This is a genomic window from Acidithiobacillus ferrivorans (assembly GCF_016250455.1).
Classification (GTDB): Bacteria; Pseudomonadota; Gammaproteobacteria; order Acidithiobacillales; family Acidithiobacillaceae; genus Acidithiobacillus; species Acidithiobacillus ferrivorans.
On sequence record NZ_CP059488.1, the window covers coordinates 2,726,800 to 2,738,940 of the forward strand.

General features: G+C 56.7%; 12 protein-coding genes. 2 read left to right on the plus strand and 10 right to left on the minus strand.

Features of this window, described 5'->3' with window-relative positions; translation table 11 throughout:
- The first annotated feature begins 94 nt into the window (after positions 1-94).
- Positions 95-2,539 (plus strand): phosphoketolase family protein, encoded by a 2,445-nt coding sequence (locus tag H2515_RS13640; RefSeq protein WP_198660401.1) that lies wholly within the window; start codon positions 95-97, stop codon positions 2,537-2,539.
- A gap of 120 nt (positions 2,540-2,659) precedes the next feature.
- On the opposite strand, the gene H2515_RS13645 is transcribed toward H2515_RS13640, so the two are convergent.
- Positions 2,660-2,965, minus strand: coding sequence for an Lpp/OprI family alanine-zipper lipoprotein (locus tag H2515_RS13645; protein WP_065413201.1), 306 nt, complete (start codon positions 2,963-2,965; stop codon positions 2,660-2,662).
- A 401-nt stretch (positions 2,966-3,366) separates the two neighbouring features.
- On the opposite strand from H2515_RS13645, the gene H2515_RS13650 reads away from it, so the two are divergent.
- The gene (locus tag H2515_RS13650) at positions 3,367-3,939 is read left to right on the plus strand and encodes an RlpA-like double-psi beta-barrel domain-containing protein (protein WP_198660402.1); all 573 of its coding nucleotides are present in this window, start codon (positions 3,367-3,369) and stop codon (positions 3,937-3,939) included.
- A gap of 32 nt (positions 3,940-3,971) precedes the next feature.
- On the opposite strand, the gene pepP is transcribed toward H2515_RS13650, so the two are convergent.
- The 9 genes from pepP to rpsF all read right to left on the minus strand — a co-directional run bounded on the left by pepP (position 3,972) and on the right by rpsF (position 12,118).
- Positions 3,972-5,315 (minus strand): Xaa-Pro aminopeptidase, encoded by a 1,344-nt coding sequence (pepP, locus tag H2515_RS13655; RefSeq protein ID WP_065413203.1) that lies wholly within the window; start codon positions 5,313-5,315, stop codon positions 3,972-3,974.
- A gap of 164 nt (positions 5,316-5,479) precedes the next feature.
- Positions 5,480-5,917 carry a DUF4168 domain-containing protein gene (locus H2515_RS13660; RefSeq protein ID WP_035191709.1) on the minus strand — a complete coding sequence of 146 codons (438 nt, stop codon included), beginning with the start codon at positions 5,915-5,917 and terminating at the stop codon, positions 5,480-5,482.
- A 171-nt stretch (positions 5,918-6,088) separates the two neighbouring features.
- Complete coding sequence (radA, locus tag H2515_RS13665) at positions 6,089-7,447, minus strand: DNA repair protein RadA (protein WP_065413204.1); 1,359 nt, start codon at positions 7,445-7,447, stop codon at positions 6,089-6,091.
- A complete protein-coding gene (alr, locus tag H2515_RS13670) occupies positions 7,444-8,538 on the minus strand; it encodes an alanine racemase (RefSeq protein WP_065413205.1) in 1,095 nt (364 codons plus the stop codon). The genes radA and alr overlap by 4 nt, the downstream gene beginning before the upstream one ends.
- Positions 8,539-8,600: 62 nt before the next feature.
- On the minus strand, positions 8,601-9,977 hold the full coding sequence (gene dnaB, locus H2515_RS13675; RefSeq protein WP_035191711.1) for a replicative DNA helicase: 1,377 nt from the start codon (positions 9,975-9,977) through the stop codon (positions 8,601-8,603).
- A 25-nt stretch (positions 9,978-10,002) separates the two neighbouring features.
- Positions 10,003-10,449 (minus strand): 50S ribosomal protein L9, encoded by a 447-nt coding sequence (gene rplI / locus H2515_RS13680; RefSeq protein WP_065414415.1) that lies wholly within the window; start codon positions 10,447-10,449, stop codon positions 10,003-10,005.
- A gap of 37 nt (positions 10,450-10,486) precedes the next feature.
- The gene (locus H2515_RS13685) at positions 10,487-11,404 is read right to left on the minus strand and encodes a DUF2232 domain-containing protein (protein WP_198660403.1); all 918 of its coding nucleotides are present in this window, start codon (positions 11,402-11,404) and stop codon (positions 10,487-10,489) included.
- A 15-nt stretch (positions 11,405-11,419) separates the two neighbouring features.
- On the minus strand, positions 11,420-11,698 hold the full coding sequence (rpsR, locus tag H2515_RS13690; RefSeq protein ID WP_014027827.1) for a 30S ribosomal protein S18: 279 nt from the start codon (positions 11,696-11,698) through the stop codon (positions 11,420-11,422).
- A gap of 15 nt (positions 11,699-11,713) precedes the next feature.
- Complete coding sequence (rpsF, locus tag H2515_RS13695; RefSeq protein WP_065412910.1) at positions 11,714-12,118, minus strand: 30S ribosomal protein S6; 405 nt, start codon at positions 12,116-12,118, stop codon at positions 11,714-11,716.
- Between the last annotated feature and the right edge of the window lie 23 nt (positions 12,119-12,141).

The following is a 12,141-nucleotide window of genomic DNA, read 5'->3' on the forward strand; positions in this document are numbered from 1 at the left end:
GAGGGCGGCAGGCGGATGACTAAAACCGGTTTTTCCATCCACCTCACACCCAACCTCAGTTCCAAGGTTTTTAGACTACGGAGGACATCCCATCATGATCACTTCCGCCACGGCACCGACGACGGTGTACGAAGACGAGAGCCTCAGCGCCTATGGACCGGCTCGCACAACCATCCAAGGAACTCCGCTTGCTCTGGATGAGTTGCGCAAAACCGACGCCTACTGGCAAGCCAGTCTCTATCTGTGCCTGGGAATGTTGTACCTCAGGAGCAATCCATTGCTCCGGGAACCGCTGCGACTGGAACACATAAAACCACGCTTGCTGGGCCACTGGGGATCGGACGCTGGCCAGTGCTTCACCTATATTCATTTTAACCGGCTGATCAACAAGTACGATCTGAACGCGATCTACATCTCCGGCCCCGGTCACGGGGCACCGGCGGTACTATCTCAGGCATATCTCGAAGGAACCTACTCCGAGATTTATCCCGACATCCGTGAAGATCTGGTGGGCATGCAGCGCTTCTTCAAGCAGTTCTCCTTCCCCGGGGGCATCGGTAGCCACGCGACTCCGGAAACACCCGGTAGCATTCATGAGGGCGGCGAACTCGGCTACAGTGTTTCTCACGCATTTGGAACCGTCTACGATAACCCCGACCTGATCGCCCTGGTGATGGTCGGCGATGGCGAAGCGGAGACCGGACCCTTGGCCACAAGTTGGCATAGCAACAAGTTCCTCAACCCGATCACCGATGGGGCGGTCCTGCCGGTGCTCCATCTCAACGGCTATAAAATCAACAACCCCACCATTCTGGCGCGCATTAGCCATGTGGAATTGGAGGCGCTATTCGTCGGTTATGGATATACCCCTTACTTCGTGGAAGGCAGCGATCCAGAGAGCATGCATCAAGCGATGGCTGCCACCATGGAACACTGTGTCCTGGAGATTCGCAAGTTCCAGGAAAAGGCCCGGCAGACCGGCGCAGCTTACCGCCCCCGCTGGCCGATGATCATTCTTCGAAGTCCCAAAGGCTGGACGGCCCCCCGGAAGGTGGACGGGCATTATCTGGAAGGTTTCTGGCGAGCCCACCAAATCCCCCTCCCGGACGTTGCCGCCAACCCGGCCCATCTGACCCTGTTGGAATCATGGATGCGCAGCTACCAACCGGAAAAACACTTTGATGCGCAAGGGCGACTGATCCCTGAATTGCAAGCTTTGGCGCCCAAGGGGCGGCGGCGCATGAGTGCCAACCCCGTGGCCAATGGGGGTCTGCTGCGCCGCCCTCTGGATATGCCTGACTTCCGCACGTTCTCCGTGGAGATCGAAAAAGCCGGAGGAACCCAGACTGGCAATGTACCCACTCTTGGCAATTTTCTTCGGGAGGTCATGCGGCTGAATATGCAGAACTTCCGCGTCTTCGGCCCGGACGAGACCCAATCCAACAAACTCACAGCCCTTTATGAGGTCACCCAAAAAGTCTGGCTCGGGGAATATTTCCCGGAAGATGCCGACGGCGGCGAACTGGCCTTGCAGGGACGGGTCATGGAAATGCTCAGCGAGCATACGATAGAAGGCTGGCTGGAAGGTTATCTGCTGAGCGGGCGGCACGGCTTCATCAATAGCTACGAGCCGTTCGTCCACATCATTGACTCCATGTTCAACCAGCACGCCAAGTGGCTGGAAAAATGTAACGCACTACCCTGGCGGGCCGATGTGGCGTCACTCAACCTGCTGATGACCGGACTGGTCTGGCGGCAGGACCACAATGGTTTCACGCATCAGGATCCCGGTTTTCTCGACGTGGTGGCTAACAAAAGCCCCAGCGTGGTACGCATCTATCTTCCGCCGGATGCCAACTGCCTGCTTTCCGTCGCCGATCACTGCCTGAAAAGCGTTAATTATGTCAATGTGATTGTCGCGGATAAGCAAAAGAATCTGCAGTACCTGGACATGGAGGCGGCGGTGGCACACTGCACAAGGGGCGCCGGCATCTGGAGCTGGGCGAGCAATGACCAGGGGGTTGAACCTGATGTGGTCATGGTGAGTTGTGGTGACGTGCCGACTCTGGAGTCTCTGGCTGCCACCACCTTACTGCGTCAACACGTGCCCGACATCAAGGTTCGATTTGTGAATGTGGTGGACTTGTTCAAATTGGTACCACATACCGAACACGCACACGGGATGACGGATCGTGAGTTCGCAGCGCTGTTCACTTCCAGCAAGCCGGTGATCTTCAATTTCCATTCTTACCCGTGGCTCATCCACCGATTAACCTACCGGCGACCCGGACAGCATCATATTCATGTGCGTGGTTACAAAGAGAAGGGCAATATCAGCACGCCTCTGGAACTCGCGATCCTGAATCAGACGGATCGTTTTAGCCTGGCCATTGACGCCATTGACCGGATACCCCGCCTCTGCGACATTGGGTCCGGTGTGCGAGAAACACTGCTTGATCAACAGTTCGCCTGTAAGAACCATGCCTACGAATTTGGGGTGGATCGACAGGATATTCAGGATTGGAAGTGGCCGTTTTAGGGAACACCGTGGCCGCATCGAACACGAACGAAATTGTCTCCGATCCTATCCAACCCTCAAATGCGAAAGGGCCCCACCAAAGAATCGACAGGGCCCCATCACACACAACAGGCGCGAGAATTACTTCATCATCGCCTTCTTGAACATCCGCTCTACCTTCACATTGGCCTCATCAGCCTTCTGATTGGCAGCGTTGGCTGTGCTCATCGCCTGATCAGCAGTACTCTGCGCAGCGTTAGCCTTGCTCAGCGCATCTGTCGCGGTGCTCTGCGCGGAATTGGCCTTGGCCAAAGCCTCGTTGGCGGTGGACTGTGCGGCGTCAGCCTTGGCAGCAACTTTGCCGAGGTCAGAGGTGGTCGCACAACCGGCCAAGCCCAAGGGCAAAATCAGCGCGGTTACTTTCAAGGCGGTGGTGAACTTGCTCATAGCAGTCTCCTTTGTTGGGTTGAATAACAAGCAGGCAAAGCATAGCTAAAAAAACAACAATACGCCAGCCTTTAGTCGTACTTTTTCGACGATAGTCATAATCTAGCACACTGAGCATCTGCGAACACCCCCAGGCCGCCGTTTAGTCCACAGATACCAGGCACTCAGCAAAAATGCGAAGCCTCTTCAAACCATCTGGCCGCATTGGAGCGACTCTCCCACACATAACCAACACCCCAGGGTTGCAAACCAACTCATTGTTTGCAATACAATAAATTTATCTCCTTGATTTTTTCCACATTTTTTGTAATATATTGTTCCGTTTCATATTTTGAGAAAAATCCCAGATGCGTTGAAACTGGGATAGGCCACCATAGGCCAGCTCAGATAAGGAGATAGACTTGATACAACGATTATCTGTCGGGCTGAGTATTGCTCTGTTTGCACTATTACTACCCAACGCTTTGGCGCTCAATTCACCAGACTTGCCAGCTCCGCTACTCAACAAACTATCAAGAAGCGCAAAAAGCCTTCAGTGGATAGGCGGGCAGATGGAAAAAACTACGGACACACAATCAGCTTCCGGAGATGGGTCTGCTCGTAGTGATGGCGCCCTACTCATGCGGCATAAGATGTTTTACCTTCAGCGAGTTACCGCTTATAATGCGCTTCCCGACCAAACCAGTGGAAACCCGGATATCGCTGCCTGCGGCGCCAACCGGCCCAACCAGATTGCACTGTCACAGGACCTATTTTTCCTGAAGAATGGCGGTAACCGCTGTGGTGAGCGCATCAACATCGTGTTACGTTCTGGGCGGGTGATAGATGGTATTGTCTGGGATACTATGAATTCCCGTTATCACATGGCTGCCGACATTCTTATGAGTAGTGTTCAGCGCGCTATGGACTTTGGGGTAAAGCAGGCAAAATTACGTTTTATACACGCGCCGACACCATCGACCAACGGCCTCTGAACCAACATGAGGTCTTCTCCCTTGGCAAACGATTATCGCCCACTGCCGGGTCCAGCCGCCATCATCGCCTCCACATCGGCCAAGCCCTTGGGCACGTCGCCTGAAAGAATATCCGGCCCATTGGCAGTCACCAGCACGTCGTCCTCAATACGAATCCCAATACCACGCCAACGCTCCGGTACCGATGGATTATCCGGGGAGAAATACAGCCCTGGTTCTACCGTCAGCACCATCCCCGCCGCCAGCTTCCGCCAGGACTGATCTGCGCTGCGATAATGGCCGACGTCGTGGACATCCATGCCCAGCCAATGTCCTGTCCTGTGCATATAGAAGGCCTTATAACTGCCCTGCTCAATAACTGCATCACGCTTTCCGGAAAGTATTTTCAGATCCAACAGACCATCCACAAGCACCCGGACGGCCTCGTCATGATAATCGGCAACGGAGCGCCCCACCTGTATGGCCGCGATCCCCGCTTCCTGACTGGCCAGAACGACTCCGTAAATTTCCCGTTGTGCGGGACTGAAAACGCCATTGACCGGCAAGGTCCGGGTGATATCGCCAGCATAGGCGCCCACCTCTGCACCTGCATCGATCAGTACCAGATCGCCATCATGCAACTCCGCATCATTTTCGGTGTAGTGCAGAATACAGCCGTTGACCCCGCCACCGACGATACTGGGATAAGCCACACTGGGCGATCCGAGGCGATGAAAAACGTGCTCAATCTCGGCGGCCAGTTCATACTCCAGCATACCCGGCTGACACTGACGCATGGCATGGCGGTGACCGGCGCCACTGATACCCACCGCCGCCCGTAGGATTTCGACCTCTGCAGAATCCTTAAACAGCCGCATCTCATGGATCAGATCAGCAACATCGACCACTTCGAGCGGGTAGCGCACACCCTGGCGAATTTTGCTCTTGGCGACATTACGCCAGTGCATTACCCGTGCGTCGAAATCGGTGGACTGACCCATGGGATAAAACAATAATTCCCGGTTTTCCAGCAGTTGTGGAAGGATATCATTCAGATCATGAATAGAGAGGCAACGGTCGACCCGGCATTGCTCAAGAGCACCTTCCAGCCCAGCACGACGCCCCTCCCAGGTTTCCCGCTCCGGATCACGCGGACGACAGAACAGGATCTGCTCTCCATCACCGTGCCCTGGAACCAATACCAGCACGGCTTCAGGCTCCACGAAGCCGGTCAGGTACAAGAAGTCGCTGTCGCCACGAAAGGGATACTGCACGTCGCTGTTGCGGCTCTTGGGTATGGCGGTGGGTATAATCGCGACACTGGCGGCGTGCATTTTTTGCATCAGATGACGGCGGCGAGCAGGATAATCGGGGCGGGGCAAATTGAGTTTGGGCATGGGAGAACCTCCTGAGTGCCCAATTATCACACAAACCGCAGAGAGAGCGGAAATCCGCCTCAATCCCGGCCCCCATTCAAGTAGGGTTAAAAAATGCCGTTAACGTGCGGAACAATACGCCGTCCATTCCAAAAACAAAACCGGGGCACAGGTAGCATGAGACTTTACTGCATGGCCCCTTCAACCTGCTTGGCAAATGCCGGATCGTCCTGCGTTTGCTTGAGCATGCTGGTGTACTGCTCCGCCGTCAGATGATTACTGGCAAGAATACTGTTTACCCTGGCCATGTAGGATTTTTTCAACTCTTCCCGCTTGGTGGCAGTGATACCCTTCTGACTCAGGGCACTGTGGACCTGTTCGTTGAGTGGCTTGATCCCCCGAACCGCGGCTGCAAAATTCTTTATCTCCGCAGGGCTTGCCACGGCACCCGCAGTCATCGCGGTGCGCACCAATCCTGGCGCCGACATCTCCATGCTGGACGCGAAGGCCACGCTGGTTCCCAGACCAAGCAGGCCAAAAGCGAACAGAGCAGACCCTACAAATCCACGTTTGGATGAGTGAAACACACTCTGTGCAGCAGAGTAAATGGCAGGCTGTTGCATAATAACTCCCCTCTCAGGCCATCGGAAAAAATTCAGGAATAGCTTCATATATCAGTAAATTATGCGATTTCTTATGCGCACTCTCAAGCCACCCTAACCGCTCCGAAAAGAGATTGCAAGCTACAAACACGTATCCGGTCGACAAATGCATTGCGGCGAACGCGTAGGGGCTTATCCCCCGTCGAAGGCCGCTGTTATGGCATCGCCAAGACGGGCAACTGGACACAACTTGAAAGTAGCGGTACTCGAAATTTTGTCGCCACGCGGAAGAATCGCGCCCTTGAAGCCCAATTTGATCGCCTCCCGCACCCGCGCTTCAGTACCCGCCACCGGACGCACCTCTCCCGCCAGACCCAGCTCGCCGAAAACGACCCGGCGACCCTCCAAAGGTTTATTGCGGAAGCTGCTGAGCAGGGCCAAGGCCACCGCAAGATCGGCAGCTGGTTCGTTGACTTTGATTCCACCTGCGATATTCACAAAAACGTCCTGATCAAAAAATACACTGCCACCGTGACGATGCAGGATAGCCAGCAGGAGAGAAAGGCGATTAGGGTCCAGGCCAATGGCGACTCTGCGGGGATTAGCCAGCGGACTCGGTGTCACCAGCGCCTGCACTTCTACCAGAAGTGGTCGGGTCCCTTCCTGCGTCGCCATCACCACACTCCCTGCTACAGGTCGGTCATGCTGCGACAGGAAGAGCTGTGAAGGGTTGGCAACCTCGCTTAACCCCTCTTCATGCATCTGAAAAACACCTAGTTCATTGGCTGCACCGAAGCGATTCTTGATAGCGCGCACAATCCGATAAGGGCTACCCGCCTCCCCTTCAAAATAGAGAACAGTGTCCACCATATGTTCAAGTACGCGCGGACCGGCGATGGCCCCCTCTTTGGTCACGTGGCCCACCAGCCAGACCGTGGTGCCCGTGGCCTTTGCAAAGCGCACCAGGCGGGCCGCACACTCCCGCACTTGTGCTACCGAGCCCGGAGCCGATTGCAGCGTGTCGGTATAGACGGTCTGAATGGAATCGACCAGCACCAGCGCCGGTTGCTCTGTCTGGAGCAATCCTTCAATCGCTTCGAGGTGGTTTTCGGCGACTACCCGTACGGAGCTCTGTCCCAAGCCCAAGCGCTGCGCGCGCAAGGCGACTTGTGCTGCGGACTCCTCCCCGGTGACATAAAGCACCTTACTGGCTTGAGCCAAATGATGGGCGGTCTGGAGCAGCAGGGTGGATTTGCCAATACCCGGTTCCCCACCCAGGAGAATAGCGGCTCCCTGCACCTGCCCGCCGCCCAGCACCCGGTCCAGTTCCGCCAGACCCGTCGTGCTGCGCCCCACATCCGCAATCGGTACTGCATGCAGAAATTGCGGTGGACTGGCCGTGGCATAGGTGGTGTGCGATTTGACCCCAGTCCTCTCCACGTGCTGCTCGACAAAGCTGTTCCAGGCACCGCAATCTGGGCAGCGTCCCAGCCATTTGTTGCCGGTACTACCGCATTCCTGACAGACAAAGAGGGTTTTGTCGCGGCTCATGAGACCAACTGGCGCGGAACACGCATCTGCATACGACAGCCCAACTCATAGGAGATCGTATCGAGTCTCGCCGCCAGGGATTCGAGGGCTGGTCCGCCAGCCCCCATAAGCACGACAGAAGCCCCGATTTCCGCCGACACGGCCGTCAAGTCGACAAAAAGCATATCCATACTCACGCGTGCCAAAGTCCGGGTAGTCTGTCCGGCCACCGTGACCGGCGCACCCGAACCCAGGTGACGCGGATAACCATCACCGTAGCCAGCCGCCACGACCCCCACCCGGCAGTGCGCAGGAGCCTGCCAGGTAGCCCCATAGCCCAGCCAGTCACCAGGGGCGAGTGCGCGGATGGCCACCACTTCGCTGCGCCAGGACAGAACGGGTTGCAAACCGATCTCGGCACCATTACGCCCGGCGAAAGGCGAAAGGCCGTACAACATGAGCCCAGGACGAATCCAGTGGTGATGGGTAAAAGGCAGTGCCAGCACCCCCCCCGAATTGGCCAGGGTATGCTGACCTGCCGTGCAATGACCAAAGCGCGCAACAGCCGCAGCGAAAACGCCTGCCTGCTGGCGGTTGAAAGGGTCTTCCGGCGTATCGGAGCGGGCGAGATGACTCATCAGCCCCAGCACTTGCCAGTGGGGATAGCGTTGCAATCCAGCGAACAATGCCGACAGTTGGTCGGGTGCAAAGCCCAGGCGGTGCATACCCGTATCTACTTTAATAAACAACCGCAGAGGCGCGTCAGCGGCATGCATCGCCAGCCAGAGCAGCTGCCGTTGTTCATGGATAACCAGTAGATAACCGCGCGCAGCCGCAACAGCGACCTCCTTCGCGTCGAAAAGCCCCCCGAGCAGACAAACAGGTCGCTCCAGGCGCAGATCATGAAGGGTTTCCGCCTCTTCCAGAGTAGCCACGGCAAAGGCATCGACACCTGCCTCCGCCAGCACCGGGGCGCAGAGTGCGACATCATGCCCATAGGCATTGGCCTTGACCGCCGCCATAATGTGCGCGTGGGGCGCGTGCTGGCGTACCACGGACACATTATGGCGCAGAGCAGCAGTAGAAATATTGGCAACAATAGGGCGCGTCATGAACGCATGATACCGCAAAGCGCAGAAAAATCCCCTGGCAGAAATCCGCTTCGGGTGAAAAACTAATGCCCGAAACCATCCCCGGACGGCGCATAATTCTCAAAGCGGGTATATTCACCGAAGAAACTCATCCGCACGGTCCCGATGGGTCCGTTACGCTGCTTGCCGATAATCACCTCGGCAATGCCTTTCACCTCTTCCTTGTCCTTGTAATACACCTCATCGCGGTACAGGAACAGAATCAGATCGGCGTCCTGTTCAATAGCACCGGATTCACGCAGATCCGACATCTGCGGACGCTTTTCGGTCCGGTTTTCCAGGCTACGATTGAGCTGCGAGAGGGCAATCACCGGGATGGACAGCTCTTTGGCCAAGGCCTTGAGCGAACGGCTGATCTCGGAAATCTCAGCGACCCGATTGTCACCCCGCCCCGGCACCTGCATGAGTTGCAGATAGTCGACCACAACCAGCGCCAAGCCATGCTCTCGCTTCAGCCGACGCGCCCGCGAACGCAAATCCGTCGGCGTCAGCGCTGCCGAATCATCGGCAAACAACGGCGCATTGCCAAGTTCGCCAATGGCATGCGCGATGCGCGGCCAGTCATCATTACCCAGGCTGCCATTGCGCAGCCGGTGCTGGTCCACCCGTCCTCGCGACGAGAGTGCGCGCAAGACGATTTCGTCTATCGGCATTTCCATGCTGAAAACCGCCACCGGCTTGCCTTCGTTACAGGCGACATGCTCAGCTATATTCATGGCGAAAGAGGTTTTGCCCATACTAGGACGACCAGCAACGATGATGAGCTGACCCGGATGCAGACCGGAGGTTTTCTCGTCCAGATCGGCAAAGCCTGTGGACAGGCCGGTGACGCCTTTTTTCTCGCGGGCGATGGTCTCGATCCGGTCGATGACCGCCGGAAGTGCATCCTTGAGTTGCCGGAAGCCCTCTCCGGCCCGCTGCTGTCCTTCGGCGAGCTGAAAAACCCGGCTTTCCGCCTCGTCCAACAGGGCCTGCGCTTCTCGCCCTTCCGGACGATAGGCCAGCTCAGCAATTTCCCGGCCAACCCGGATAAGATCACGCAGAGTGGCCCGCTCCCGCACGATGCTCGCATAGGCGAGCACATTGGCCGCCGAGGGTGTCTCGTTGGCGAGCATGAGAAGATATTGCACCCCGCCCACATCGGCAAGCTGCTCGTGATCTTGCAACCACTCGGAGACCGTGACGGCGTCTACTGCCCGTCCGGCACCCAGCATGGCAGTGATCGCTTGAAAAATCTGGCGATGACGGCGCTCATAAAAAGCTTCGGCCGTCACCGCCTCGGTTACTTGATCTGCTGTATCGGGATCAATCAGCAGGGCACCGATGACCGATTGCTCTGCCTCAATAGAGTGCGGCGGGGCCTTGACCCCGCCGCCGCCATAGTCCGCCGACTCGAACACTCCGCCGTCCCCGCCAGTGCCAGGGTCAGGCGCGCTCGACGAACACCATCACGTCCAGCTCCACTTCCGGATGCAGATGCAACCGCACTGGAAATTCACCTATCCGCTTGATCGGGCCATCCGCCAGGCGGATTTCCGAATGGGCCACTTCATGACCCAGAACCGCCAGAGCCGCGCTGATATCATGCAAGCCCACCGAGCCAAACAAACGACCATCTTCACCTGCTTGCAGGGCGATTTTGACCACGGCTTCCGCCAGTATGGCAGCGCGCTGCTGAGCTGCCTGCAGACGCTCTGACTCGACATGCTCCAAAGCCGCTTTACGCTCGGCAAAGTCTTCCAGATTGCGCTGGTTGGCCATTATGGCTTTCCCCTGCGGCACCAGAAAATTGCGCCCATAGCCCGGCCGCACTTCGACCACATCACCAAGACGCCCCAACTTGTTGATACGTTCCAGCAAAATCACTTTCATTTCCAATTCCTCCAAAAAATTCCCTGCAAAAGCGCCATCAGGACCGCGAGCTGGCAAGTCGTTGACGCAGATGAAAAACACGATCCACGATGCCCAGCACAGCAATTACCAGCAAGAGCTGTGAAAGCAGGATCAGTCCGATATAAAAAGCTGTCAGCACGAACAGGGGCCAACCCCTTGACGCAAACCACAGGTGCATAAAACTCAAGCCTTGCAGCAGATACAGCCCACCGACCAAAATGGCAAGGTTCTGTACTGGCCATAGCGCATTGCCATGCAGCAGGCTAATGCCCAACAATGTCGCGACGAGTAACCAGATTAACTGATCCGGCAGCACCCAGTCCCGAAACACCCGTTGTGGCACCAGAACGCCCTGGAAACGTTCGCGCCAACGACTAGCCATCAAGGCCGCCAGTGTCCAGAGCAGTGCCATGCCGGCGGCTAGAATCCCTGGCATCAAGCGGGTCATATCACCCAAGACCTGGCGCTGCGTCGTACTTAACTCTTTACGCGCTGGCGCCAGCAAATGTTCCATCTGTGTTTGCCAGAAGGCAGGACCCACGCCTCGCGGTATGACCCAAAGCGAGAGCGCGAGCGCCAAGAGCGACAGACCAATAACCACCCAAACCACCCCGCCCCACTGCACGTCCCACTGCAAACCTTCCCCCAGCAGCCGCCCCGGCAGCCAGGCCACCAGAGCAAAGGCGACGCCATACCACGGGTTCAGCGTAAACAGTGCGGCAGCAACCCCGGCAATCAGGAGGACTTCAAAACTCTCTTTGCGCCCGGCCTGCAGGGTAACCAGCGCCACCAAAGCGACGCAGTTGAGCAGTAACGGCGCAGCAAGAAAGGGAACCAGTCCCGCCGCACTAAAGAGTACAGCAATACTAATGCCGGCTTGCCAGCGTCCGCTGAGAAACCAGCGCAAGACCCCACCTTCTGTCTGCGCCGCCACCGAAACGCCGGAGCCTTAACGCACGACGTAGGGCAATAACGCCAGAAAACGGGCACGCTTGATCGCTGTAGTCAATTGTCGCTGATACAGATTGCTGGTTCCGGTAATCCGGCTGGGGACGATTTTACCCGTCTCACCCACATAGGCCTGCAAGGTTTTCAGATCCTTGTAGTCAATTTCTTTGACGCCTTCCGCCTTGAAACGACAGAACTTACGGCGACGGGTAAAGTTACTGCTGCCGCCGCCACGCTTGTCGCCATCACTATCCCGATCTCTGTCCCGATTAAATGCCATTTGAATTCTCCTTCCTTAAACCGTCGCTACGGTTTCGTTATCGCTGTGGTCCGGCACGCTTTCGTCTTCGGCAGTATCTTCACTGCGGTCACGCCGATCGCTCTCATCGCGGGCCAGAAAGGAAGGGATGGTGACAGCTTCAGCGCGGGCCAGAATCAGGTGACGCAAAACCGCATCGTTGAAGCGGAACGCATCTTCCAACTCAGCCAGGGCAGCAGCACTGCATTCTACATTCATCAGAACATAATGAGCCTTGTGGGCCTTCTTGATGGGGTAGGCCAGTTGTCGGCGACCCCAGTCTTCCAGACGATGAAAATGCCCGCCATCGCCCTCTATCATGCCGCGATAGCGCTCAATCATCTGGGGGACCTGCTCACTTTGGTCAGGATGGACCAGAAACACAATTTCATAATGACGCAAAAGTTGCTCCTTATGGTTCACTG

Coding starts and splice junctions, on each gene's coding strand:
- H2515_RS13640 (WP_198660401.1), top strand. CDS start 95: ATGATCACTTCCGCCACGGCACCGACGACGGTGTACGAAGACGAGAGC.
- H2515_RS13645 (WP_065413201.1), bottom strand. CDS start 2,965: ATGAGCAAGTTCACCACCGCCTTGAAAGTAACCGCGCTGATTTTGCCC.
- pepP (WP_065413203.1), bottom strand. CDS start 5,315: ATGCCCAAACTCAATTTGCCCCGCCCCGATTATCCTGCTCGCCGCCGT.
- H2515_RS13660 (WP_035191709.1), bottom strand. CDS start 5,917: ATGCAACAGCCTGCCATTTACTCTGCTGCACAGAGTGTGTTTCACTCA.
- radA (WP_065413204.1), bottom strand. CDS start 7,447: ATGAGCCGCGACAAAACCCTCTTTGTCTGTCAGGAATGCGGTAGTACC.
- alr (WP_065413205.1), bottom strand. CDS start 8,538: ATGACGCGCCCTATTGTTGCCAATATTTCTACTGCTGCTCTGCGCCAT.
- rplI (WP_065414415.1), bottom strand. CDS start 10,449: ATGAAAGTGATTTTGCTGGAACGTATCAACAAGTTGGGGCGTCTTGGT.
- rpsR (WP_014027827.1), bottom strand. CDS start 11,698: ATGGCATTTAATCGGGACAGAGATCGGGATAGTGATGGCGACAAGCGT.